This window comes from Ralstonia sp. GX3-BWBA (genome assembly GCF_003290055.1).
Lineage (GTDB): Bacteria > Pseudomonadota > Gammaproteobacteria > Burkholderiales > Burkholderiaceae > Ralstonia > Ralstonia holmesii.
In genome coordinates this window covers 600,020-622,959 of the sequence record NZ_QMKS01000024.1, presented here as the reverse complement: position 1 = coordinate 622,959, position 22,940 = coordinate 600,020, and the positions used below count along the sequence as shown (strand labels likewise).

The 22,940-nt window shown below is 64.3% G+C and carries 21 protein-coding genes; 8 read left to right on the top strand and 13 right to left on the bottom strand.

Annotated features, from left to right (window positions below; all coding sequences use genetic code 11):
* Positions 1 to 222 precede the first annotated feature (222 nt).
* Together DOD19_RS25375 and DOD19_RS25370 are read left to right on the top strand one after the other, a co-directional pair.
* A complete protein-coding gene (locus DOD19_RS25375; protein WP_004632457.1) occupies positions 223 to 450 on the top strand; it encodes a hypothetical protein in 228 nt (75 codons plus the stop codon).
* Between the two features lie 133 nt (positions 451 to 583).
* Positions 584 to 910 carry a hypothetical protein gene (locus tag DOD19_RS25370; protein ID WP_024978044.1) on the top strand — a complete coding sequence of 109 codons (327 nt, stop codon included), beginning with the start codon at positions 584 to 586 and terminating at the stop codon, positions 908 to 910.
* A 10-nt stretch (positions 911 to 920) separates the two neighbouring features.
* On the opposite strand, the gene DOD19_RS25365 is transcribed toward DOD19_RS25370, so the two are convergent.
* The 4 genes from DOD19_RS25365 to DOD19_RS25350 all read right to left on the bottom strand — a co-directional run bounded on the left by DOD19_RS25365 (position 921) and on the right by DOD19_RS25350 (position 4,095).
* Complete coding sequence (locus DOD19_RS25365) at positions 921 to 1,934, bottom strand: YihY/virulence factor BrkB family protein (RefSeq protein ID WP_024978045.1); 1,014 nt, start codon at positions 1,932 to 1,934, stop codon at positions 921 to 923.
* Between the two features lie 121 nt (positions 1,935 to 2,055).
* Positions 2,056 to 2,361, bottom strand: a complete 306-nt coding sequence (locus tag DOD19_RS25360) for a hypothetical protein (protein ID WP_045205628.1) — start codon at positions 2,359 to 2,361, stop codon at positions 2,056 to 2,058.
* Positions 2,362 to 2,430: 69 nt separating this feature from the next.
* Positions 2,431 to 2,598 carry a DUF1328 domain-containing protein gene (locus DOD19_RS25355; protein WP_009240192.1) on the bottom strand — a complete coding sequence of 56 codons (168 nt, stop codon included), beginning with the start codon at positions 2,596 to 2,598 and terminating at the stop codon, positions 2,431 to 2,433.
* A 90-nt stretch (positions 2,599 to 2,688) separates the two neighbouring features.
* Positions 2,689 to 4,095 (bottom strand): sigma-54 dependent transcriptional regulator, encoded by a 1,407-nt coding sequence (locus DOD19_RS25350; RefSeq protein ID WP_024978047.1) that lies wholly within the window; start codon positions 4,093 to 4,095, stop codon positions 2,689 to 2,691.
* A gap of 541 nt (positions 4,096 to 4,636) precedes the next feature.
* On the opposite strand from DOD19_RS25350, the gene DOD19_RS25345 reads away from it, so the two are divergent.
* A complete protein-coding gene (locus DOD19_RS25345) occupies positions 4,637 to 5,740 on the top strand; it encodes a sigma-54 dependent transcriptional regulator (protein WP_024978048.1) in 1,104 nt (367 codons plus the stop codon).
* A gap of 66 nt (positions 5,741 to 5,806) precedes the next feature.
* Here the strand turns inward: DOD19_RS25345 and DOD19_RS27785 are convergent, their stop codons facing one another.
* Together DOD19_RS27785 and DOD19_RS25340 are read right to left on the bottom strand one after the other, a co-directional pair.
* The gene (locus tag DOD19_RS27785; protein ID WP_200869055.1) at positions 5,807 to 5,953 is read right to left on the bottom strand and encodes a hypothetical protein; all 147 of its coding nucleotides are present in this window, start codon (positions 5,951 to 5,953) and stop codon (positions 5,807 to 5,809) included.
* Between the two features lie 22 nt (positions 5,954 to 5,975).
* Entirely contained in the window at positions 5,976 to 6,383 is a 408-nt protein-coding gene (locus tag DOD19_RS25340) for a hypothetical protein (RefSeq protein WP_024978049.1), read from the bottom strand.
* Positions 6,384 to 6,706: 323 nt separating this feature from the next.
* On the opposite strand from DOD19_RS25340, the gene DOD19_RS25335 reads away from it, so the two are divergent.
* Genes DOD19_RS25335 through DOD19_RS25325 form a run of 3 tightly spaced genes read left to right on the top strand, consistent with a single transcriptional unit; the run spans position 6,707 to position 10,265 of the window.
* Positions 6,707 to 8,209 carry an RNA polymerase factor sigma-54 gene (locus DOD19_RS25335; protein WP_112188891.1) on the top strand — a complete coding sequence of 501 codons (1,503 nt, stop codon included), beginning with the start codon at positions 6,707 to 6,709 and terminating at the stop codon, positions 8,207 to 8,209.
* Positions 8,210 to 8,234: 25 nt separating this feature from the next.
* Positions 8,235 to 9,449: a glycosyltransferase gene (locus DOD19_RS25330; RefSeq protein ID WP_112188889.1), complete on the top strand. Its 1,215-nt coding sequence runs from the start codon at positions 8,235 to 8,237 to the stop codon at positions 9,447 to 9,449.
* A gap of 21 nt (positions 9,450 to 9,470) precedes the next feature.
* Positions 9,471 to 10,265, top strand: coding sequence for a DUF2334 domain-containing protein (locus DOD19_RS25325; RefSeq protein ID WP_024978052.1), 795 nt, complete (start codon positions 9,471 to 9,473; stop codon positions 10,263 to 10,265).
* A 9-nt stretch (positions 10,266 to 10,274) separates the two neighbouring features.
* Here the strand turns inward: DOD19_RS25325 and DOD19_RS25320 are convergent, their stop codons facing one another.
* From DOD19_RS25320 to DOD19_RS25295, 6 genes are all read right to left on the bottom strand, one after another.
* A complete protein-coding gene (locus DOD19_RS25320) occupies positions 10,275 to 10,811 on the bottom strand; it encodes a phosphatase PAP2 family protein (RefSeq protein ID WP_024978053.1) in 537 nt (178 codons plus the stop codon).
* A complete protein-coding gene (locus DOD19_RS25315) occupies positions 10,789 to 11,961 on the bottom strand; it encodes a glycosyltransferase family 1 protein (protein ID WP_112188887.1) in 1,173 nt (390 codons plus the stop codon). The genes DOD19_RS25320 and DOD19_RS25315 overlap by 23 nt, the downstream gene beginning before the upstream one ends.
* Before the next feature lie 7 nt (positions 11,962 to 11,968).
* On the bottom strand, positions 11,969 to 12,400 hold the full coding sequence (locus tag DOD19_RS25310; RefSeq protein WP_112188885.1) for a hypothetical protein: 432 nt from the start codon (positions 12,398 to 12,400) through the stop codon (positions 11,969 to 11,971).
* 225 nt (positions 12,401 to 12,625) lie between these two features.
* Complete coding sequence (locus DOD19_RS25305; protein ID WP_024978056.1) at positions 12,626 to 13,882, bottom strand: AI-2E family transporter; 1,257 nt, start codon at positions 13,880 to 13,882, stop codon at positions 12,626 to 12,628.
* A gap of 52 nt (positions 13,883 to 13,934) precedes the next feature.
* Entirely contained in the window at positions 13,935 to 16,352 is a 2,418-nt protein-coding gene (locus DOD19_RS25300) for a PAS domain-containing protein (RefSeq protein ID WP_112188883.1), read from the bottom strand.
* An 88-nt stretch (positions 16,353 to 16,440) separates the two neighbouring features.
* Positions 16,441 to 17,223, bottom strand: coding sequence for a DUF4397 domain-containing protein (locus DOD19_RS25295; protein ID WP_024978058.1), 783 nt, complete (start codon positions 17,221 to 17,223; stop codon positions 16,441 to 16,443).
* Positions 17,224 to 17,525: 302 nt separating this feature from the next.
* Here DOD19_RS25295 and DOD19_RS25290 point away from each other — a divergent pair, with 302 nt between their 5' ends.
* Positions 17,526 to 18,788 carry an integrase gene (locus tag DOD19_RS25290; RefSeq protein WP_112188880.1) on the top strand — a complete coding sequence of 421 codons (1,263 nt, stop codon included), beginning with the start codon at positions 17,526 to 17,528 and terminating at the stop codon, positions 18,786 to 18,788.
* 291 nt (positions 18,789 to 19,079) lie between these two features.
* On the opposite strand, the gene DOD19_RS25285 is transcribed toward DOD19_RS25290, so the two are convergent.
* Complete coding sequence (locus DOD19_RS25285) at positions 19,080 to 20,384, bottom strand: NCS2 family permease (RefSeq protein WP_112188878.1); 1,305 nt, start codon at positions 20,382 to 20,384, stop codon at positions 19,080 to 19,082.
* Positions 20,385 to 21,819: 1,435 nt separating this feature from the next.
* On the opposite strand from DOD19_RS25285, the gene DOD19_RS25280 reads away from it, so the two are divergent.
* The gene (locus DOD19_RS25280) at positions 21,820 to 22,896 is read left to right on the top strand and encodes a replication protein RepA (protein WP_004632417.1); all 1,077 of its coding nucleotides are present in this window, start codon (positions 21,820 to 21,822) and stop codon (positions 22,894 to 22,896) included.
* The last annotated feature ends 44 nt before the right edge of the window (positions 22,897 to 22,940 follow it).

Genomic DNA, 22,940 nt, shown 5'->3' with positions numbered 1-22,940 from the left:
TGCTTAAGATCGACTGATCCGAGCGGCAAACAGGGGAAACCCCCTAGGAACCGTCCACCGGACGGAGGAGACCAACCCGTTGTGGGAATTCACTGACAACCCTTTCGGAGTCGGTGTTATCGAAGTTGTCATGAAGCTCCCGTATTGTGGAGGCCGTCGCGAAACCCGCCTTTGGGTACGCCGCGACGTCGAAAGAAGCAAAGAAGCAAGGAGTCCAACATCGTGCGTAGTCGAATCCCTGTCGATCCGGCAGTGCAACGCATCATCGAGACCACCCGCAAGGCGTGGCAACTCGACGAGCAAAGCGTGCGCGCGGCGCGTCAGCAGCGTGCCGCCAATCGCCGCAAACGGATCAAGGCTTTGCCGCAGGACAGCCTGCAGGCACTCGCCGCACTCGCCCTGCAAGCTGAAATCTGGGCCGTGCGCAAGACCGTGGTGACGGTCGGCTAGTCGCGCAGTTCCTCACCGTGTCGAGGGCCACAGTCGTGGCCCTTTTCTTTTGGGCGTCACGATCGGGGGGCATGTGGCAGGGGCATGACGGTTGCTTGGGATTGGCTGACATGACTCAGCTCAAGAGGCCAACATGACCGAACTGACCCCCAAGCCGCCCACCAGCAGCAATGGCACGAACGGCACACATGGCGCCAACGGTGCGACCGTCACGACGCTCCATCCGCAGATCGATCACACCGCACAGCGCGTCAAAGATGCCACGGCTGAAGGCATCGACCGGCTGGCGAGCGTCCTTTCCACGGCGCTCACGCAGTTCGACAAACGTACCGAGCAGTTGAAGAACCTGCACGCGAATGTCTCGGAACAGGCAAGCGGCTCCGTGCGTCAGCATCCGGTCATTACGATCGGTCTGGCGTTCGTGGCAGGCATGCTGCTGGAGCAGTTGACGCGGGATTGAGCCGGCGTCCTTAGGTCTTGGCGGCTGTGGCGCGCTGCGTTCGGGTTACTGCCCGTCCGCCGTTGGACAGGTTTGCCGCCAGCGTCGGGTTGAGCAACGCCGCCTGCGCGGCCGCACCGGCCTGACCGGAGGCCTCGTACTGGCGACTGCCAAATCGGAGCGCGTATTGCCGCGTGACCAGCGCGCCAAAGAAGAAGATCTGGGCGGAGTAGTAGATCCACAGCATCAGCGCCACCACCGAACCCGCCGCCCCGTAAGACGACGCCACGGCGCTGTTGCCGAGATACAGGCCGATGAGGTGTTTGCCCAAGGTGAAGAGCAGCGCCGTAACGATGGCGCCCAGAGCAACGTCGCGCCAGGCCACGCGCGTTTCGGGCAGCATTTTGAAAATGGTGCCGAACAACAGCGATACGACAGCAAACGAAAACGCGGACGACAGCACCTGCGCCACCAGCAGCGCAATGCCCGAAGTGGAGCCCGCCCACAACGCCCCCCAGAAGCGCTCCACCACCGCCAGAGCCGCGTTGATGGTGAGCGACACCAGCAGCAGAAACGCCAGCACCAGAATCAGGCTGAACGACAGCAGGCGCGAACGCAACAAGCCCCACAGCCCTGCCTGCTGGCGCGGTGGCACCTCCCATAGTTCGTCCAGGCTGTCCTTGAGTTCGGAGAAGGCCGTGGTGGCACCCACCAGCAATAGCGCGACGGCCGTGACTGCAGCGAAAAGGCCGCTGCCCGAGCGCCGGGTAGCCGCGAGCACGGCTTCCACCGCAGAGGCGCCCTGCGCCCCCACCAGACCTTGGATCTGCCCAAAGATTTCGCCGCGCGCGGCCTGTTCGCCAAAGAACAAGCCGGCAATGGAAATGACCAGCACCAGCACCGGCGCCATCGAGAACAACGTGTAGAACGACAGCGCCGCGCCCTTGCTCGCGGCGCGATGCGCGGACCACTGCCGCACGGCCCCCATCAGCACCTGGGCCGAGCGCTTGAGCAGGTCGCGGTGGAAGTAGGCAGCCGGGCGCATGGAGGTTCCTTGCAAGGCGATGCGGCCGGCGCCGTGCCGGCCTCGACCTTGAGCCTAGTCAGCACACGGGACGCGCGCAAGCTCGTCCGTGGCGGGCCGGAAACGTGAGGGCTTGCGCCCTTCAGTCGTTACCGCTGCCCAGCAGCCGGCTGATGAGAAAGCCCGCGCCGAATGCCAGGCCGATCGTCGCAAGCGGGTGCGATCGCATGCAGTCCGCCGCATCGCTCATCAGACGCTGCTGCGAGGCGCGCCATTGATCGCGCTTGGCAGCGGCCTCGTCAAGCGCAGTGGCCGCTGCGTCGGCAGTGCGGTCGATGGCCTGTGCCGTGGTCGCCTTCACACGCTCGGCGGCTTGCGCCACGTCGCCGCGGATGAGGTTGCCATTGGCATCGGATTTGGGAAACGGGTTGGTTTGAGACGGTTCCATCAGTCAGCGCTCCTGGAGTTGCGTGGCATCGTGAGAGCCGGGTTGAAAGCTGTGCGCATCATCCCGGCGTCATCCTCTGCCCGCGACCAGACCCCAGATGAGGCTGACCACAAACAGCACCACGAAAATCATGAAGAGGATCTTGGCGATGCTCGCTGCGCCGGCAGCGATGCCGCCAAACCCGAGCACGGCCGCAATCAGGGCGATGATGAAAAAGATGACTGCATAACGCAGCATGGTGACCTCCTGTGCAGTTGAGTGAGCTTGCCGCCATGGGGCGGATACCCCACCGGTTCAGCAAGCCGCGTACCGCGCCAGGATGTCGGGTTATGCCTCGGTGGCATGCGCGCGGCCGGAGCCCGCGCTGTTGCCGTCGCCACCGTCGTCGGCGTTGCTGTTGCCGTATTCCTCCAGCCGGTTGTAGAGCGTCTTGAGGCTGATACCGAGCAGTTCAGCCGCGCGCTTCTTCACACCACCACACTGTTCCAGCGTGGCGAGGATGATCTTCTTGTCGGCGCTCGCCAGTGAGGTGCCGACCGAAATCGTCAGCGTGGAACCGGACGAGACCTGCGTGCTCGACACCTGCAGCGGCACGTTGGCCGTATCGATGCCGGCGTCGTCGGACAGGATGTACGCGCGTTGCACGTAATTGCGCAGTTCGCGCACATTGCCCGGCCAGTGATAACCGCGCAGCGTTTCCATGGCCGGCGGCAGGAATGCCTTCTTGGTATTGCTCTGCGCGTTGAGCTGATCCAGGAAATGCTGGGCCAGCAGCTCGACATCCTTGCCGCGCTCGCGCAGCGGCGGCAGTTGCAGCGGAAACACGTTCAAGCGGTGATACAGGTCGGCGCGCAGCTTGCCGTCGGCCACGGCCTCTTCGGGGTCGCGATTGGTGGCGGCAATCACGCGCACATCGGAGTCGATCTCGCGGTTGGTGCCCACGCGCATGAACACGCCGGTTTCCAGCACACGCAGCAGTTTCACCTGCAGCTCGATCGGCATCTCGGTGATTTCGTCGAGGAACAGCGTGCCGCCGTTGGCGCGTTCGAAGTAGCCCTTGTGCTGGCGGTCGGCGCCGGTAAAGCTGCCGCGCTCGTGGCCGAACATTTCCGACTCGATCAGGTTGGGCGAAATGGCACCGCAATTGACCGGCAGGAACGGCTGCTTGCGACGCAGGCTGAGGTCGTGGATGGTCTGTGCGGCCAGTTCCTTGCCGGTGCCAGATTCGCCAATCAGCAGCACGGTCGCCTCGGTGGGCGCCACGCGGCTGACCTGGTCATACAGCGTCTGCATCACGGTCGAGTTGCCGAGCATCTGGCCGAAGAGCCCCAGGCGACGCAGCTCACCACGCAGGTTGCCGATCTCGGCTTTCAGATCGCCCGGGCGTGGGATGCGCGCCAGTACGGATTTCAAACGTTGGAAATTGACGGGCTTGACCAGGTAGTCGGCCGCGCCCATGCGCAGGGCCTCGACGGCGGTTTCCACGCTGGCGTGGCCCGTCATGACGATGATCTCGGTTCCGGAGTGCGGCGCGATGTCTTCCATCAGATCCATGCCGTTGCCGTCGGGCAGGACAAGGTCGATCAGCACGGCATCGGGGCTGTGACGCGACATCTGAATGCGCGCATCGCGCAGCGACCCGGCCAGCGCGGTGGTGAAGCCTTCGGCGCCCACCAGCTCACCTAGAGCGGCGCGTGCGTTGGCATCGTCTTCGACAATCAGGATATGTGGCATCTCGATTTGGTTGGATGAGCCGGTTATGTGCCGGCGGTCATGCAGGGTGCAACGGCCCGCTCGGCTAGAGGACCGGCGGCAGGTGCAAAAAGTATTCCATCCAATACAACCTCCGCCATCGCGCGCCTCAACCCGCGTCGTCAACGCGGGTGTCGGTAATTTTTACACGCACGCATGCAAGAAATGGATCGAATGCATCACTCCAGGGCGGGCCACTGGTACTACGCAGGAGTCAGCATAGTTGAGAAGGTCCGCGCTTCGCCACCTGCGGGCCGAAATGGACATCGTACGCCGCATGACAAATGTGAAACCCGCGCTGCATCTGCCTCTCAGGCCCGTTTCTTGTCAGCGTTTGGCCGACAGGATGGAAGAAACGTCAGCGCATGCCCGACATACAACGCACTTGGGCGGCCCTGATAATGGCTCAACTTTTCAACACAATGTGACGGGATGACGACGTACCCTGCCTTCCGAAGACTGCATCGCTGAAGATGCAGCCGCTCGCCAGGACGTCCCCGTCGCGACCAACCACGAGGGAGCCATGTCCTTGAGCGAAGCCTTCGCCGACGACCGCGCAGTGACCATCGGGCGCCTGCGCTATCCCCCTGCCCTGGCCGACTTTGACGACACCGAACGCGTGCCGTCTGACGCCGGAACATCCTCTGTTCAATCGATTGCCGAGCCGGATTTCGGTCTCCTCTACGGCCGCTCGCCGGTGATGCGTGCGCTGTACGACCAGATCGGCAAGGTGTCGGGCACGCTGGCCACGGTGCTCATCATGGGCGAATCGGGTACCGGCAAAGAGTTGATCGCGCGCACGGTACACGACATGAGCCCGCGCGCAGACCAGGCCTTCATCGCAGTGAACTGCGGCGCCATCTCGCCCAACCTGATCGAGTCGGAACTGTTCGGCCACGAAAAGGGCAGCTTTACCGGGGCGGCCCAGCGTCATGTCGGCTATTTCGAACATGCCTGCGGCGGCACGATCTTCCTGGACGAGATCACCGAGATGCCGGTCGAGATGCAGGTCAAGCTGCTGCGCGTGCTGGAGACCGGCGTGTTCATGCGGGTGGGCGGCACCGAGCCGATCCAGACGCGCGCGCGCATCATCGCTGCCACCAACCGCAACCTGCTGGAAGCAGTGAGCGAAGGCGCCTTTCGCGAAGATCTGATGTATCGCCTGGCCGTGGTGCCGCTGCAGGTGCCGCCGCTGCGCGATCGCGAAGACGACATTGAAGAGCTGGCCCTGCACTTCCTTGCCCAGTTCAACGCTGCGCACCAAACCGACAAGGTGTTCTCTCGCCAGGCTCTGGCGGCACTGCGAGGCCAGCCGTGGCCGGGCAATGTGCGCGAGTTGCGCAACGCCGTGCAGCGCGGATACATCCTCGGCGAGAAAACGGTGGAGCTGGCCGCACCGCTGGCGCCCGCACGCGGCCCTGCGCGCCCGACCGTCAAGGAGGGTGTGCTCAGCCTGTCGGTGGGCGTGACGCTGGCCGATGCGCAACGCGCGATGATCCTGGCCACGCTGGAGCATTTTCATGGGGATAAGCGCCAAGCCGCCAAGACGCTCGGCGTCAGCCTGAAGACGCTGTACAACCGCCTCGACCTCTATCAAAGCACCGCGGCCGCCGCCATGGCTGCCTGACGGCTCTGCTTCTCTAAGCTCGACGCTTCCGACCCTGTCATACCCCGCTGCATCCGCGCTGACGTTCTAGCGCGGATGTGCGTGCGCGCGTTCGCCCGGATGCTCGTGGCGGCGGCGCTCCTGCGGTTCCGGTGTCGGGCGGCGGGGTGCCGGTTCGGTCTCCGCACGGGCGCGCGGGCCCGTGCGGACGGCGGTGGTAAGTGTCATCGGCATGGCGAGCCCTTCCCTTTCAACGTTACTGGCCTGGCTTCGAGCTGCCGGGGTAGGAATTGCCGGTCGTCGTCGCTGCATCGTTGCCGCCGGACTGCACGCCCGAGTGCGACATGTCGCCCGCGCTATTGGTACCGCCCGGCACGGTTGCATCCGACTTTGATTTCTTGTGATAGCGATGCTTCTTGTGCATGGGCTTGCTGGTGTCACTGCCACTAGCCGCGGCAGGTGTCGCCTGGCTGCCTGGCATCGACGTATTAGCCGTGCGGTCGGCAGTCGAAGACGGCGGATCGGTGCGCTTGCCCTGCGCCTTGGTCGGATTGCTGGATTCCTGGTTATCGACCGGCGCGGTCGTTGTCTGGGCCATGGCCGTGCCGATGCCAAGCCCGAAGATGGCGCTGGCGAGCGCAGCGGTCAGGAAACGTGTTCGCATAGGGTTTTCTCCTGGGATGTAATGCTCGATAAGAAGGCGATGGAAGCGCACTGCGGCGCGTCTCCCGCCTCCCTCCGCAGCAACGCATGTACCTGCGGTGCCACCCACCTGCGTCTGCCGGCGCAGTGCGCAAGCGCAGCCGGCGCTGTCATGTGCCGGCAACAATGGGCATATAAAAACGACATGACCATGTAGAAACGGCGTGCCAGCCGCCCGTAAAGCCTTGTGGTGACTGGCTTTGTTGACATGGCATACCCTTTGCATCGATGCGGTGACCTGTCGACGGAAATGTCGACGCCCACTCACCAAAGGAGGCAAGGCGAATGGTCAAGGCCGCTCTGGAAATGCGTGCGAAGCAGCATCTCGCGCTAACGCCGCGACTGCAGCAATCCGTCAAGCTGCTGCAGTTGTCTGCAACCGAATTTGCGCAGGAAATGCAAGAAGCGCTCGCAAGCAATCCGTTCCTCGAAGAAGTCGAGCAAGAAGCAGGTGCGCAGCCTGATGCCGCGCGCACCGGCGACATTGCCATTGCTGCCGATCGGGACGGCGCCGCGGCCGATCACACGCCTGCAGACGACGCTCCGCTGGAAACCACCACCAGCGCCATCGAAACCGACCCGACGCTGGCCGCATCGGAAGATTTCCCGACCGACTTCAGCACCTACTACAGCCATGGTGGCGGTCACCATGGCGATGGTGAAGACAGCGACATCGGTGAATGGGTGCACTCCACGCCGAGCCTGCGCGAGCATCTGCATCAGGAGTTGCGCAGCTATCGCTTGTCTGAGCGCGACTGCCTGCTTGCACAGACGCTGATTGAAGCGCTGGACGACGACGGCTACCTGCGTCAGTTGCTCTCCGAGTTGATTCCGCTGGCACCGGTGGAACCGCCGCCCACCGAGAAGGAAATGCAGATTGCGCTGGCGCTCGTGCAAAGCCTGGATCCGCCGGGCGTGGCCGCGCGTGATCTGGCGGAGTGCCTGCGCCTGCAGATCGAAGCGCGCCCCGCCGATACCGAAGCCGAAGAACGCATCCAGGAGATCGCGCAAGACATCGTGCGCAGCCACCTGCCGCGGTTGGCCAAGCGCGAACTCACGCAGATGCGTCGCGCGCTCGGCTGCACCGAAGAGGAGTTGCGCGATGCCTGCGCACTGATCCGCATGCTGGACCCGCGCCCGGGGCTGCGCTTCTCGCAAGCGCATGCGGGCTACATCGTGCCCGACGTGATCGTCGCCAAGATCAAGGGCAAGTGGGTTGCCGTAACCAACCCGGCGGTGGCACCGTGCGCGCGCGTCAATAAGGTCTACGCGGAGTTGTTTGCCCAGACGCGCGGCCACAATCGCACGCCGCTGGCGCACCAACTGCAGGAAGCCCGCTGGCTGATCCGTAACGCGCAGCAGCGCTTCGCCACCATCCAGCGCGTGGCCGAGGCGATCGTCGCGCACCAGAAGCACTTCCTGGAATACGGCGAGGTGGCCATGAAGCCGCTGGTGCTGCGTGACGTGGCTGAAGAGCTAGGCCTGCACGAATCGACCATCTCTCGCGCCACAGGCAACAAGTACATGGCCACGCCGCGCGGCATCTTCGAGTTCAAATACTTCTTCTCGCGCCAGCTGGCAACCGATACCGGCGGCGCATGCTCGGCGGCTTCGGTGCGGGCGTTGCTCAAGGAGATGATCGAAGCCGAAGACTCGGACGCGCCGCTCTCCGATGTGTCGCTCGCCAAGATGCTGGCCGAGCAGGGCGTGATCGTTGCGCGCCGCACTGTCGCCAAGTATCGCGGGCTCATGCGCATTGCGCCCGCGGAAATGCGGCGGCAGGTCTGACGCGCCCGCTACCGACAGGAACCCTGTGCACAAGCTGCCCACCGATCACTACCCGCATCGCGACGACGGCGATGCGACGACCGCGTCCTTGCATCTGGCCGACGTGACGATGTTCTGGGCGGCGGAAAGCGGTGGCGTCAAACGCTACCTGCGCGCCAAGCACGACTTCCTGCGCTCCACGCACTGGCGGCACACGTTGGTCGTGCCCGGCACAGCGGACGACGCTACCAATGAGATCGCCGTGGTGCCGGGCGTGCCGCTGCCGCTATCGCATGGCTATCGCACTCCGCTGCGCACGGGGCCGGCCGTGCGAGCGCTGTGTGCATTGTCGCCAGACCTCATTGAAGCCGGAGACCCGTACCGACTGTCGTGGGCGGCGGTGCAGGCCGGCGCGCAACTCCAGGTGCCGGTGGCGGCGTTCTATCACTCCGATCTGCCCGCGTTCTTCCGCCGCCTGGGCGGCCCGCCTGCCGAACTGGCCGCTGCCGCGTACGCCCGCAAGCTGTATCCGCACTTCGATACGGTGTTCGTGCCCAGCCGCTACATCGCGCAGAAAGTGGCCGACCTTGGTGTACAACGCATCGAACTGCAGCCGCTGGGCGTAGACACGCGCCTGTTCCATCCCGCGCGGCGCTCGCTGCGCTGGCGCGAACAACTTGACTTGCCGCTCGATGCACGCGTGCTGCTGTACGTCGGCCGCTATGCGCCAGAGAAGAATCTGCACGTGCTGTGCGACGCGGTGGACAAGCTCGACGACGGCAGCGTGCTCGTCACCATTGGTTCGGGCCCGACACCCCCACGCGGTAAGCAAGTGCGCGCCCTCGCTTATGAAGGCGACACGCAGCACCTGGCCGCCGCCATGGCGAGTGCCGATGTGTTTGTGCACGCCGGCGATCAGGAAACATTCGGCCTCGTCGCATTGGAAGCGATGGCCAGCGGCGTGCCGGTCGTCACCTGCGCGGCCGGCGGCTTAAGCGAGCTGGTGAACGAGCGTGTCGGCTATGCCGTGCCGCGCTGCCGCGCTGACGATTTCGCGCAGGCGCTACAGGCGCTGCGTCAACGCGATCCGGTCGCACTGGCGCACGCGGCGCGCCGGCATGCCATGCAGTACGACTGGCGGGCCGTGCTGCCGCAACTGCTGCAACGCTATCTGGCCCTGCTCGGCCGGCAAACCAGCGCCGCGCCGGAGACAACTCCACAACCGGCTCGCGAGCGCGTGCGTGCATCGCGCGCCCGGTAGCCCTGATCGATTCTGTTCATCATGTCGCGCTATCTCATTCTTGCCATGCACGATGTCACGCCCGCCACTTGGCCTGCGTGCAAGGTGTTGCTTTCAGCGTTGGATGAGGTGGCGCGCGTACCAAAGTCTCTGCTGGTCATCCCAAACTTCTATCGCGGCCCGACCGCACGCAGCAGTGAGCGTTTCTGCCGCGTCATGAGCGAATGCCTGGCCGAGGGCGATGAGCTTGTCTTGCATGGCTATGCGCACCTCGACGACCAGCCCCCCGGCGGCGTGATCGACCAACTGATCCGCACGCGCTATACCGCAGGCGAAGGCGAATTCTCTGCAATTCCGCTGGCGGCGGCACGTGCGCGCATTGAGGCCGGCGCCGCGTGGTTTGCAGCCAACGGCTGGCCGCTGCATGGCTTTGTGGCCCCGGCGTGGCTGATGAACCGGCCAACCTGGGAGGCGCTCGATGGCCTGCCCCTGCGCTACACGACCACGCTGCAGCGCTTCTACTTGCTGCACCCGCGGCGCCCGCTCAAGGCGCCATGCCTGACGTACAGCGTGCGTTCGCCGGCGCGCCGGCTGGTGTCGCGGTATTACCTGCGCTGGCTGGCGCAGCGGCACGCGGAGGCACCACTGCTGCGCCTGGGCCTGCACCCGGCTGACGCGGCGCATCCCGACGTCATTCGCCATTGGCAGGAATTGCTCGCTGCATGCCTGGAGACGCGCACGCCCGTTACCAAGAACGGCTTTGCGCAGGTGCTGGCCCAAGCCTGGATGGGCGGCCCGGAAACCACCATCGCCGGGCACGCGCAAACGTCATACTGAACGCAAGCGCTAGAACAACCACACCGACAATCCGCCGATCAGCATCCCGAGCCCGGCACCGGCCAGCACGTCGCTCGGATAGTGCAGGCCAAGCACGACGCGAGAGACGGCCACCATCAGCGTAAACGGCACGAGCGCCAGCGCCATGCGCGGGTAATACGCGGCCATCACGATGCTGAACGACACCGCGTGCAGCGTGTGGCCCGACGGAAAGCTGAACTGATCGAGCACGCGCCCGCACAGGTGGATCTCTTCGCACGAGAGGTAGGGCCGCGGTCGGCACACGCCGCGCTTGAGCAGGATGTAGATAACCAGCGAGAGCAGCCCCGTGAGCCCCATCTGCTTGGCGCATTCCCAGCCGGTGTCACCGCCCACCACGGGCAACGCCGCCATCAACGCATACCAAAGCATGCCGTCACCCAGGCGGCTGACACCACGATAGAAGCGCATGGCCGAGGCATCGCCCGCCACGTGGTTGAGCGCCACGGCGAGTTGCCGATCGCGCTCGCGCCAGCGCTTCCAGTCAGGCCAGGCGTGGGTCGCCATGGTAGGCCTCCCCGTTGGTGGCAGCGTCGTGCACGGCAATGAGCGCGGCTTCAAAGCGTTCGAGCACGCGCGGCCAATCCAAACTCTGCGCAGTCAACCGCGCCGCTTTACCCAGGCGTTGCCGCAAGCCGGCATCCGTGGCAAGTGTGACGGTGGCCTGCGTGAAGGAGGCAGCATCACCGACCGGCGCGAGCCAACCGTTCTCGTGGCTGCGCACGTGCATGCCGGCCGCGGCGGTATCGAACGCCACCACGGGCAAGCCGCTGGCCATCGCCTCGACCACCACATTGCCGAAGGTCTCGGTCACGCTTGGAAAGAGAAACATATCTGCCGAGGCATAGTGCGCGGCCAATGCCTCGCCATGCTGCGTGCCGGCAAAGATGGCATCGGGACAACGACGGCGCAGTGCGTTGCGTTGTGGACCATCGCCCACCATGACGAGGCGTGCCTGGGGCACGCACTCGCGCACGGCATCAAACGCATCCAGCGCGACACCCAGGTTCTTCTCCAACGCAAGACGCCCGACCGCGAGCACGACCGGCGTGTCAGCGTCAGCCCCCCATTGCGCACGCAACGCGTGACTGCGGGCTTGCGGCGTGAATCGGTGTGCGTCCACGCCGCGTGTACTCACGGTCAGGCGCTCGAAATCGAGGTCACTTAACTGCCGCTGCAGTTCGCGCGTGGGGACGAAGGTGCGATCGGTGCGATTGTGAAAGGCGCGCAGATAGGCGCGCACCAGCGTTACGGCGCCTTCCCACGCGTAGTGGCGGCCGTACTCGTCAAAGCGCGTTCTGAAATCCGAAGTCACGGGCACACCAAGTTGCCGCGCAGCCCGAATGGCCGACCAGCCGAGCGGCCCTTCCGTGGCGACATGCACAAGGTCGGGCCGATAGGCGGCCCACGCGCGAAGCAGACGCCGGCGTGCGGGCAAGCCCATACGCAAATCCGGATACAGCGGAATCGGCACGCCCGGAACTCGCAGCGTGTCGTCTGCCAATGCAGGCTTGCCGGCGTCGATGGCACTTTGGCGCGGTCGCACGACCATCACGTCATGCCCGCGCGCCTGCAGAAATGCCACGGTGCGCGCGGCAGTGAGCGACACGCCGTTAAGTTCCGGCGGCCAGGTTTCGGTCACATAAGCAATGCGCATGGGCCGATCAACCTTTGTGCTCATCGCGGCTGTGCGAAGGGCCGCCCGTCTGGCCTCGCTTGTGAGCAAGGTCGTCTGCGCTGCGATTGGCGACTTGGCGATCGCGATCGTCGCGGTTGGCCGCATGGCGTTCGCGCACGACGCGTTCTACGCCGGGGGTGTTGTGCAGATCGGTGTCGAGCTGACCGCTTTCGATGTCGCGCGCGGCCTGCTCGACATTGCTGCGCGGTTCGGAGCGTTGCTCTTCAAGGTTCTGATCGCGCTCGTGCGGCAGCCGATCTACCGAACCCGACTCTGGCTTGCCTTGCTCCGGCTTGCCGAGCATCGTGTCGATGTTTTCAGCGTTTCGGCCCGTGCCTGGCGCACACGGCGGTGCGGTACCTGCCGGTCGTTCTCCGCGCTCATGCGAGCCGCGTAAGGTGGGGCGTAGTCGGTTCATGGCGCCCTCCTGCGGACGTGATCTCGTTGCCTTGCGCACCGCAACCGACGTGCCAACACCGCCCGCATGCTTCGTACAATCGACAAGACCTGCACCACTCCTGCACAACACCGCGACGGAGACAATGCCACGTACCAATGCATCCGCCAGCGTCGCGACGTGATCGTTGCGTAAGGGTTACATGCGCGCTTGTAACGCTTGCTGCGCAAGGTGATCCAAAAGCAATTAATGCGGGAGGCGTACGCGTTCCGCACGTCGCGTAGGACGGCCGCGCAGTCGGTCCAGCAAGCGTTGCGACACGCCTGCCGGCGCGTCTGTGGTGCCGAGCAGCGTACCGAGCGGGCGCAATCGATCGACGTGATCACATACAACCTTGATCATTGCCGTGATCGACGTTCCAAGCAGCAAGCCCCACAAGCCCCAGAGCCAGCCCCACAGCAGCAGGCCGATGTAGACCACGCACGGATCGAGCTTGGAGGCCCGGCTCTGCAGCCACGTCACGAGCAGCGTGCCGACCAGCGTGGCCAGCAGCAGCGTGACACCTGCCACGACAAGCGCATCCGACCACGCGCCCATCTGCAGGTACGCGCCGATGCCGCTGGCCACGGCAATCACCACCGAACCGAGATACGGCACGAAGTGCAGCACGGCGGTCGCCAGACCCCAGACCGCTGCGTCTTCCATGCCGAGCAGCACAAAGGCCACCGTGGTGAGTACGCCCAACACGATGTTGGTTGCAAACAGCACCAGCAGCGAATACTGAATCTGCGTGCCGATGACCGCCATCATGCGCACCGCGCGCTTCTTTTCGCTCAACGTGTTGCCCACCGCGCGCACCCATTTACGCTTGAGTGCCTGGCCCGAAGCGAGCAGGAAGTAGACGAGAAACGAGACCACGACGAGCTGCCCCACCAGCGCGAAGAGGTTGGCGGAACCCGTCCATAGAAACTCGCGCAGCGGCAGCACCGGCTGCGCGGCAGGAGCCGCGACCGCAGGCGACCGTTTGGCAAGCACTGGCGCCGGCTTGCCCTGCACGCCTTCGGCAGCATGTTCGAGTGCGACAGTCACATCGCGCATCTTGTCGAACGCGCCGCCCATATGCCCACGCATGCCGTCGATGGCTTCTGCCATGCGCTCCGCCGCCACGGGCAACCGGTCCGCCATGGCCGAGACCCCGTCTTGCATCCCGAAGACCAGCACGGCACCGGCAATCCACAGGCCGAGCACCACGATGGCCGCCGCAATGGGGCGCGGCACATAGCACCGTCGCAACCACACCACCACCGGATTCAACGCAAACGCCAGCACCACACCAAGAGTGAACGGCACCAGAAACGCCCGCGCCCATTGCAAAAAGACCAACGTACCGCCAATGGCCACCAGCACCATCGCCACGCGCCACGCGGGCTGCCGCAGCCCGTCGAGCAGACTGCCGTGCAGCGGTTCCGGATGCGTGGGGGGCGGAGTGAATTCGGCTGGCATGGCAGAGAATGTGGTTCACCGTTCTCTGCGCAAAAATTGTGCCTTGGGGCGTCTATGAAGTCGTGGAAACAGACATGGCAAGCATGCGCAACGTGCGCACCAAGTCGTACGGCGACACAGGCTTGATCAGGTGTTCCTGAAAACCGGTGGCCAACGCCTGAGCACGATCGTGCGGTTGCGCAAATGCGGTCAGCGCGATGGCAGCCATCGGCGCGGCACCTGCGGGCAGGTGTTCGTGTTCCCACGCACGAATTCTCTGCAGGATCGCGTAGCCGTCTTCATCGGGCAGCGCGATGTCGCACACCACCGCCTGCGGGCGGCCTGCTTCGCCCCGCGCGCCCCAGACGTCGAGCAGCGCCATCGTCTCGTGGCCGGAGCCCACGCTGCCGACTTCCGCACCGACTTGCGTGAGTAGGGTGGCCAGCGCGTCGCGCGCGTCCTCCTGATCGTCGACCAGCAGCACGCGCAGGCCCGCCAGTGAGGGCAACGGCCCGGTGCGCTCGGGGTCTTCAGCCAGCGGCGTGATCAGATCGGCCCCCGCATGCAGCGGCAGATATACGGTGAAGGTGGTGCCCTGCTGGTCGCCCTCGCTGCGCGCATACACGCGCCCGCCATGCAATTCGGTCAAGCGCTTGACCAACGCCAGACCCAGTCCGAGACCGCCTGTGCGTCGCGTGTGCGCACCGTCAGCCTGGCGGAATGGATCGAACAGATAGGGCAGGAACGCCGGCGCAATCCCTCGGCCGTTATCGCGCACAACAATGCGCGCCACCTCGCCCAGCAGATCGGCCGACAGCCAAACCTCGCCACCTTCCTGCGTGAACTTGATGGCGTTGGTCAGCAGGTTCCAGACGATCTGTTCGACACGATCGGCATCGCCGTCGATCTCGTGATCGTCCAGTTCAATGGCGGTGTGCAGGGTGGTGTGCCGTTCGGCAGCCAGCGCGTGCACGCTGTTGAGCGCGCTCTCCAGCGCCGCGCGCAGCACGAACGGTTCGCGTGTCAGGCGCAGCTTGCCGCTCATCACGCGCGTGGCGTCCAGCAGGTCTTCGATCAAGCGCACCTGCTGCTCGACGCCGGTCTTGATGCCCGCGAGCGCGCGCTGCATGAGCGGCGCACCGCCTGCGATCTGGCTCTCCAGTACATACGCCCAGTTCTGGATGCCATTGAGCGGCGAGCGCAGTTCGTGCGACACCACCGCCAGGAACTGATCGCGCGCCAGCGCTGCGGCCTCCGCTTGTGCACGCGCGGCTTGTTCGCGCAACAACAACGCATCGCGCTCGCGCTCGGCCTCGGTGCGCTCGGTCACGTCGTAGACGATGAGCAGCGCCGATTCCATCGCACCATTCCGGTCGGCTTCCGGAATGACACGCGCGTTGTAGTGCGCAATGCGTGGGCGTCCGTCCTGGACTTCGAGATGCAGCGCGAGGGTCTGTTCCGCACCCAAGGCGAACGCGCGGCGCGCGGCGTCCTCCAGCGGAAGGGTGACGTCAACGGAAAGCGGCGACGCGGCCAACGTCTTGCCAATCAGCGCGGCAGGCGTCACGCCAAAGGCTTCGGTTACGGCGCGGTTGACATACACGCAGCGCAGTTCGCGATCGAGCCGGGCAATCACGTCGGGCGCGTTCTCGACCAGCGTGACAAATTCGCGCTGATGGCGAAAGCGCTCGTGCTCGGCCTCCTTGCGCTCGGTGATGTCTTCCACCACGCAAACGAGCGCCTGCACGCTGCCGTCCGGACCGTGCTGCGGCGAATACGCGGCATGCACGAAGCGGCGGCCAACATCGGCCGGGTACGACAGCTCCATTTCAAATTCGACGCGCTGCCCCGCGAATGCGTCGTTCAGGTACGGCAGGATGCGCGCATACGCAGCCTCGCCCATCAGTTCGCGCAGATGGTGCCCCAGCACGTCTTCGTGACGAGCGCCAAAGCGCTCTGCGTAAGCGCGGTTGGCAAAGCGCACGCGGTGCTCGGGGTCGATCTGCACAAGCGGAAATGGCACGCTTTCGGTCAGCCATTGCAACTGGAATTCCGACTCGGCGAGCGCCGCAAAGCTCTGCTGGCCCTGCGTCACATCTTCGACCACGCCCACGGCATGGGCGGATGCACCGTCAAGGCTCGGCATGAGGTAGCCGCGTTCGCGAACGCGGTATTCGCGAATTTGGCCAGCGTCGGTGCCGAGCCAGCGGTATTCGAGGGCAAACTCCTGCCCCCGTGCCAAGCCCTCCCAGGCGGCACGCAAGGCGATATGGTCATCCGGATGCACATGGACGAGCCAGCGGTCACGGACGCCGCACAAGGAATCGGGCTGCACGCCCCACGTCTGCGCGCCGGCGCTTACGTGCAGACGCGTACCCGTCAACGGATCGTCTACCCAGAACACATCAACCTGCTTCCTTGCGGCCAGTGCGGTACGCGTCTCGCGCGCGGCGCGCACGGGTGCGGACCAGCCCGTTACGGATTCACTCATTGCGCCCTTCGCTAGCAGTTTTCATTCCCGGGGGCATCGCGAAAAAAATGCGGTGCCGCAGCACCGCATCATAGGGCGTGGAGCGAGGTTACTGCGAGGGCAATTCAGAAGCCGTCTGCGAGGCGCCGTTAGCCTGGGCCACCAGCACGCGAATCGCGTTCGGGGTAACCGCGCCGACGCCCCCGGCCGGCAGCGTGGTGATCAGCCAGTCGGCGTTGTTGGCCAGACTGAACGGCTGCGAGGTGAAGATGATGTTTTTCGTCCCCGCCGTCGCCACGCGCACCTGGTACGTTCCGCCATCGACGTAGATCGAATCCTGCGTGCTGGCCGGTGCAGCACCGCCATACGCTGCACCGCTCATGGTCGGCGCAATGGCCGAAAGATCCACATTCGGCGCGGTCACGTAGACGTCGACGTTGGGGGCGTTGTACGAAGCGTTGAAGGTGCGCACGCGCGCCTTGTCCGACAGGATCGACTTGTTATACGGATCATCGATCAGCGCCAGGCTCGTCGCCGAACCGTTGGCGCCCACGATGGCGAGCGCCGTATAGCGGTGGCCGTTTGCGGGCGTGAAGCCGGTTGAGGCCAGCGGCGTACTGCTGCCCGTGTTCGAAACCGTGGCCGTGCTGGCCGTCGCGTCGATGCCGAAGTAGTTGCTGACGTTCTTGAAACCGACATTGGTGACCTTCGTGGTGCCGTTCACCCCAAAGTCAACGTTACCGATGAACGGGTTGGCGTGCACCGTGCGGTATTGCGGCGAGCTGGTGCCGATGATCTGCCCGATGTCGTCGTTACCGCCGCCACATCCGGCAAGCACGCCCAACGAACCCAGCGCCAGCACGGCGACGATTTTCCTGATCTGTATCTTCATTCTTCCACCTCGGAGGGAGAGTCCTGTCATGAACCGGGCCGCATACATCGCGCATGCCCGTGTACGTTGTTGCCGACTTGTGGAGCCGACGATAGCCGCGCACATACAGGCGCGCCTATCGAACCGGTTCCGATCGTTTTGTCGGAAGCGTCCGACACACGAAGCGACCTTCTCGCATTGAGCATGGCGCGTGCCCACCACCGTTGAATGACCACTCCAATCCGGTCTCGCGGCCTGGGCTTGAAGGCGGATCGCTATACTTGCGCGATCTGTTTTGTCTTCGTGCGCCACACACGCTCCGCATGCCCGAACCGCGTCCGGCTGATGCCGTGCCCCTTCCCGATAACGCCGCTTCCCAGGCCGATCTGCAGGCTTTCGCACAAGAGCGCGAACGCGTGCAGGCGTGGCTCGCTGCGCGGGCTTCGGGCGACCGTGCTGTGAGTGCTTCCACGCTGTCGCAGTACCGGGTGGAAGCCGAGCGCGTGTGCTGGTACGCGCGCACATTCGGTAAGCCGATCGCAAGCTGGCAGCGCGATGACGCGTCGGCGTATCTGCGCTTTTTGCAAGAACCGCCCGCTTGGGCGATCAGTGCGCGCGGCATTGAACGCGACGATGCCACCTGGACGCCGCTGCGCGGCCCGCTCTCGGCACGTTCCACACGGCAGAGCGGCATCATCGCGGCAAACCTCTGCGGCTGGCTGCAGCGCACGGGCTATCTGCGCGTGAACCCATTTCTCGATGACGATGCGATCGTCATTACCGTGCCCGCGCCGAGCGCGCCTGCGCCCAGGTCCGTCGCAACATCCGAGCCGGACACGGCACTTGGCGCATCCGACATGGCATTGGTGATCGATGCCGTGCGCGCCCGTGTCGCCTTGGGCCGTGAAGCGCGCTTGCGCCAAGCGCGCGACCACTTCCTCGCCGTGCTGCTCGCACAGGCGGGCATGCGTGTATCGGAGCTGGTGTCCGCCCGCATGGGCGACGTGGCGCTGCACGCCGTGCCGGCCGAGCAGGCGACATCCGACGCATTGCTGCCGACGTCGGTCTGGCTGCTGGCGATCGGCACAGGCCGCTCGCAGCGCTGGCTGCCATGCGATACGTTGATGTCTGCGCTGCGCGAATACCGTGCGGCCTTTGGCCTGTCGCCGCTGCCGCTGCCGAATGAAGCCACGCCGCTGCTGCTGTCAGTGCGCAAGCGATCGCCGCGACGCGCAGACGGCACCATCATCGACTCGCCCGCCCTGCGCCGCGACTTCGGCGAGCGCAAGGGCATCGCCTCGCGTTCGCAACTGCTGCTCATCGTCAAGGCCATGCTCGGCGAAGCCGCTGAGTACGCCCGCGCCACGGGCCGCGCCGACGCGGCCGTCCGCCTGGCGAATGCCTCGTTGCGCGGCGTGCGCGGTGCGCATTTGCGTGAGCGGCTTGCCGCCGGTGAAGCCGCAGATGAGGTCGCCCATGCGCTTGGCCTGGTCGCCCTGCCAAGCGTCGCCGTGCGCGCGCGCGAAGCCGATCTGGCCGCCAGCATTGCTGACGCAGCCCGCAAGCTGGCTCTGCCGTCCGCCTGACACGCCTCCACACATCGCGCAGAAACGGGTACGCACGGCCTGTGCGGATGCTGTATTCACACATCGTCGAAACCAATTGTCGGCATGATTCGCGCGACAGTTGTCGCTTACGTCGTCCGCAGAATTGGGTACGCTTCGCCACTGAATCGTCATCAGTGGCCCGCAGAAACGGGTACGCTCAGCCCCAAAATCGCACGCAGAAACGGGTACGCTTTGGCTCAAATGCTCCCAAAAAAAAAACGCGGACCCGAGAGTCCGCGTTCATTGTGCGTTGCTTGAAGACGCTGGCGCTCAGTGCCCGCTCGACAGATAGAAGAAGCGGAAAAGGAACACCGCCGAGATGATCCACACGATGATTGGCACCTCGCGCATGCGCCCCGTGAACAGCTTCAGCCCCGAGTACGTGATGAAGCCGAACGCGACGCCGTTGGCGATCGAATACGTGAACGGCATCATCAGCGCCGTCAGCACGGCCGGCACGGCTTCGGTGGTGTCTTCCCAGTTCAGATCCACCAGTTCGCGCAACATCAGGCACGACACATACAGCAGCGCTGGCGCCGTCGCGTAAGCCGGCACCACGCCAGCCAGCGGCGAGAAGAACAGACACAGCAGGAACAGCACCGCCACCGTCAGCGCGGTCAGCCCCGTACGGCCGCCGGCCTGTACACCCGAAGCGCTTTCGATATAGGCGGTGGTCGACGAAGTGCCCAGCAGGGAGCCCGCCATGATGGCCGTGCTGTCGGCCAGCAGCGCCTTGTTCAGGCGGTCCATCTTGCCCTGCTTGAGCAGGCCCGCGCGGTTGGCCACGCCCATGAGCGTGCCGGTCGCGTCAAACAGCTCCACGAGGAAGAACACCAGCACCACGTTCAGGATGCCCACCGACAGCGCGCCCATGATGTCGAGCTGCATCAGCGTCGGCGCGAGCGACGGCGGCATCGACACCACGCCGTGGAAGGTGTTGCCCGCAAAGAAGAAGCTCGCTGCCGTCACGGCCAGAATGCCGATCAGGATGGCGCCTTTCACGCGCAGGTGGTCCAGTGCCACGATCACGAAGAAGCCGATCACCGCCAGGATGACCGAAGGCTGGTGCACATCGCCCAGCGTCACGAGCGTCGCCGGATTCCCGACGATCAGCCCCGCACCCCGCAGCGACACGATGCCGAGGAACAGCCCGATACCCGCCGTGATCGCCACGCGAATCGAATGCGGAATCCCGTTGACGATCATCTCGCGGATGCGGAACACGCTCACCAGCAAGAACAGGCAGCCGGAAATGAACACCGCGCCCAGTGCCGCCTGCCACGTAAAGCCCATGCCCTTGACCACCGCGTACGCAAAGTAGGCGTTCAACCCCATGCCCGGCGCCATCGCGATCGGGTAGTTCGCGTACATCCCCATGATGATCGTGCCGATTGCCGCGGCAATGCAGGTAGCGACAAATACCGCGTCGTGCGGCATGCCCGCGTCAGCCAGGATGTTCGGGTTGACGAAGATGATGTACGCCATGGTGAGGAACGTCGTCAGCCCGGCAAGCACTTCCGTGCGGACGTCGGTCTGGTGTTCCTCGAGCTTGAAGGTGCGCGCGAGCCAGGTCATTCAGGTTGTCTCCTCTTGTTGTGAAGTGTCATCGCTGGCCGGCGCTGTCCTGCGGCTGGCTCCCCCGATGCACGCCCACCATGGGGCGAGGCTACTCTTAGCAAGCTTCCGGCGCCCCAAGGCGGCGCGGTCGAAATACGGTTCATGCGAATCGAATGATGGAAAACGCGCCAGCCAAGTGCCAGGCCGGCGCGCGGGATGCGCATGATGCCCGAAACGCCGGGCGCGCGCACTCGCCCGGCAAGAGGCACCACTTCGGCAACAAAGGGCGTGACTCCACCGACAAACCGTACCCGTTTCTGCGAACACCCGATGCCGCGAGGCATGCGCAGCGATTGGCGTACCCATTTCTGCGCCTGTCTCCGCAGAAACGGGTACGAACCTCTGCAAATGTAAGAGCGCGTGACGAAAAGCGATGGCGTACCCGTTTCTGCGCGCCTTTGAAGAGCACTCCGTACCCGTTTCTGCGCGTGATGGCGCCGGGGCTCGGCTCAAAGCGAACCCGTTTCTGCGAAAGCGGCATTAGATTGGCCGTACCCGTTTCTGCGCAATGCCCCGCAGAAACAGGTACGCTTTATTTGCAAGCCGCCGCGCCAAGCCCTTGGCCAATAAGGCTTTTTACCCGCAGAAACAGGTACGGCGGCCAGAACGCGGCGTCACGAGACCTCCGTAAACCGCATCCTCTCGTGCAGGTTTCAGCGATGAAAGTTCAGAATTCGCCCATCCAGGCGACAGGCTCGGTGAGGTGCTGCCACATGCAGCTTGCGGGCCGCCACGCAGAAACAGGTACGCTTGGCGCGTGGGCTGGCCGGACGAAGCGTGTACTCGCTTTTGCAGTAATGGCGTAATAAGAAGGGAAGAAACGTCAGGGGGTAGCGACGCACTCGCAGATTTGGGTACGCAAGTACGCGCCGAAATCGCCCTTGCTCACGCAGAAACAGGTACGCTTCGGCGGCTGTCAGGCTGAGCCAGCCCCGAAAATGGCCGAATCAGCCGCAGAAACGGGTACGCGTGCGCAGAAACACACCGAATCGTGCCCCTCCTAGCCTTGTTTTCTGTGGATAACACTGTGGACAACATGATGTTGTCCCCGCAGATTCCGGTACGCCCAATGCGCAGAAGCGGGTACGGTTTGGCGCAGAAGCGGGTACGCCGTCGCGCAGAATCTGGTTCGCACCTTCGCAGAATCTGGTTCGGTTTACCCCACTGAACCGAATGCTGGCAAGGCTTTGCGGGCCGCGTATACGGTTTACCTGTAGTAAACATAGAAGGTATATATAGCTGGTAGTGAGGAAAGGTCTTCCGTGGACAACCTTAACGGTTGCCCACCGATGCCCTTCCCGCGACAACGAGCAAAATTCAGAAAACGTACCCAATTCTGCGTGACAAGGCGAAGGCGTTTTAGTACAAAGGCTCTGAACAATTCTTGCCCACCATGGTCACCAAACGCCTAACACCCAATGGGAAACCGGACGACAATTCGCCCGGCCGCATCATCGTCCCCTCGGGAGGGCAAGTCATTGCCGCGCCGGAGAAGTTTCAGCGCCTGTTCGACGAAGCGCAGGCGATGGAACGCGAAGACGCCTGGCAAAGCGGCGAGGTCGGCTTTCTCAGCCGCGCCAGCGTGCAGGTCACCCTTCCCTATCGGGCTCCCAAAGGTGCGCCGCCGGTCTGGACGCGGTCGAGCGGCAACATCTCGCTGATGATCCAACCGGGTTATTTCACGCAACAACGTTCGGAGCGGGCCAGCAATGGGCGGCAGCGCATCGTCTCCGAGACCGTCTCCTTCGGCTATCCCTATGGCTCGTATCCACGCCTGATGCTGGCCTGGATCGGCAAGGAGATCATGGCCAAGAAGAAGCGTGGCGAATTCCAGGGCACGGTGGAAGACCGTCGCATTTCGCTGGGCAACTCGTTGTCCGAGTTCATGTATAACCTGGGCATCCCGATGGCCACGGGCGGCAAGCGGGGCACCATGACGCTGGTGCGCCAGCAGATGATTCGCCTGTTCTCTGCCACGATTGCCATCGTGCAGAACAAGTCTGCGCCCAGCAGCCAGAATCAGAACCAGGAACCGCTGTCGATCGATCGCATCGGTTACCTGCTGGCCGATCAGCTGTCGACCTGGTGGGATCCAATGCAGCCCGGCCAGGGCTCGATGTTCGAGAGCTTCGTGGTGCTGTCAGAACCGTTCTTCAACGAACTCGTGAATCGGCCTGTGCCGGTGGATATGCGTGCGTTGAAGGCGCTCAAGCAGTCGCCGTTTGCGCTGGATGTGTATTCGTGGCTTACCTACCGCTTCTTTACGATCCAGAAGCGTACAGAGATCCCTTGGGAAGCGCTGCAGATGCAATTCGGCACCGAGACCGAAAGCGAGCGGAAATTCCGAGCGTTGTTCCGTAAGGCGCTGAAAGACGTGCTGGTTGTCTATCCAGACGCGAAGGTGGATGCTGACTCGTCTAAGGCGCTGATTCTGCAGCCTTCGCGTACCAGCGTACGGAAGTTGGCCTGACGCAAAACGCAGAAGTGGCGGGCAAAAAAAAAGGGGAGCAGAAG

What these genes read in the sequence shown, in the direction of transcription:
- DOD19_RS25370 (WP_024978044.1), top strand. Translation starts at nt 584, where the DNA reads ATGACCGAACTGACCCCCAAGCCGCCCACCAGCAGCAATGGCACGAAC.
- DOD19_RS25365 (WP_024978045.1), bottom strand. Translation starts at nt 1,934, where the DNA reads ATGCGCCCGGCTGCCTACTTCCACCGCGACCTGCTCAAGCGCTCGGCC.
- DOD19_RS25360 (WP_045205628.1), bottom strand. Translation starts at nt 2,361, where the DNA reads ATGGAACCGTCTCAAACCAACCCGTTTCCCAAATCCGATGCCAATGGC.
- DOD19_RS25355 (WP_009240192.1), bottom strand. Translation starts at nt 2,598, where the DNA reads ATGCTGCGTTATGCAGTCATCTTTTTCATCATCGCCCTGATTGCGGCC.
- DOD19_RS25350 (WP_024978047.1), bottom strand. Translation starts at nt 4,095, where the DNA reads ATGCCACATATCCTGATTGTCGAAGACGATGCCAACGCACGCGCCGCT.
- DOD19_RS25345 (WP_024978048.1), top strand. Translation starts at nt 4,637, where the DNA reads ATGTCCTTGAGCGAAGCCTTCGCCGACGACCGCGCAGTGACCATCGGG.
- DOD19_RS27785 (WP_200869055.1), bottom strand. Translation starts at nt 5,953, where the DNA reads ATGCCGATGACACTTACCACCGCCGTCCGCACGGGCCCGCGCGCCCGT.
- DOD19_RS25340 (WP_024978049.1), bottom strand. Translation starts at nt 6,383, where the DNA reads ATGCGAACACGTTTCCTGACCGCTGCGCTCGCCAGCGCCATCTTCGGG.
- DOD19_RS25335 (WP_112188891.1), top strand. Translation starts at nt 6,707, where the DNA reads ATGGTCAAGGCCGCTCTGGAAATGCGTGCGAAGCAGCATCTCGCGCTA.
- DOD19_RS25325 (WP_024978052.1), top strand. Translation starts at nt 9,471, where the DNA reads ATGTCGCGCTATCTCATTCTTGCCATGCACGATGTCACGCCCGCCACT.
- DOD19_RS25320 (WP_024978053.1), bottom strand. Translation starts at nt 10,811, where the DNA reads ATGGCGACCCACGCCTGGCCTGACTGGAAGCGCTGGCGCGAGCGCGAT.
- DOD19_RS25315 (WP_112188887.1), bottom strand. Translation starts at nt 11,961, where the DNA reads ATGCGCATTGCTTATGTGACCGAAACCTGGCCGCCGGAACTTAACGGC.
- DOD19_RS25310 (WP_112188885.1), bottom strand. Translation starts at nt 12,400, where the DNA reads ATGAACCGACTACGCCCCACCTTACGCGGCTCGCATGAGCGCGGAGAA.
- DOD19_RS25305 (WP_024978056.1), bottom strand. Translation starts at nt 13,882, where the DNA reads ATGCCAGCCGAATTCACTCCGCCCCCCACGCATCCGGAACCGCTGCAC.
- DOD19_RS25300 (WP_112188883.1), bottom strand. Translation starts at nt 16,352, where the DNA reads ATGAGTGAATCCGTAACGGGCTGGTCCGCACCCGTGCGCGCCGCGCGC.
- DOD19_RS25295 (WP_024978058.1), bottom strand. Translation starts at nt 17,223, where the DNA reads ATGAAGATACAGATCAGGAAAATCGTCGCCGTGCTGGCGCTGGGTTCG.
- DOD19_RS25290 (WP_112188880.1), top strand. Translation starts at nt 17,526, where the DNA reads ATGCCCGAACCGCGTCCGGCTGATGCCGTGCCCCTTCCCGATAACGCC.
- DOD19_RS25285 (WP_112188878.1), bottom strand. Translation starts at nt 20,384, where the DNA reads ATGACCTGGCTCGCGCGCACCTTCAAGCTCGAGGAACACCAGACCGAC.
- DOD19_RS25280 (WP_004632417.1), top strand. Translation starts at nt 21,820, where the DNA reads ATGGTCACCAAACGCCTAACACCCAATGGGAAACCGGACGACAATTCG.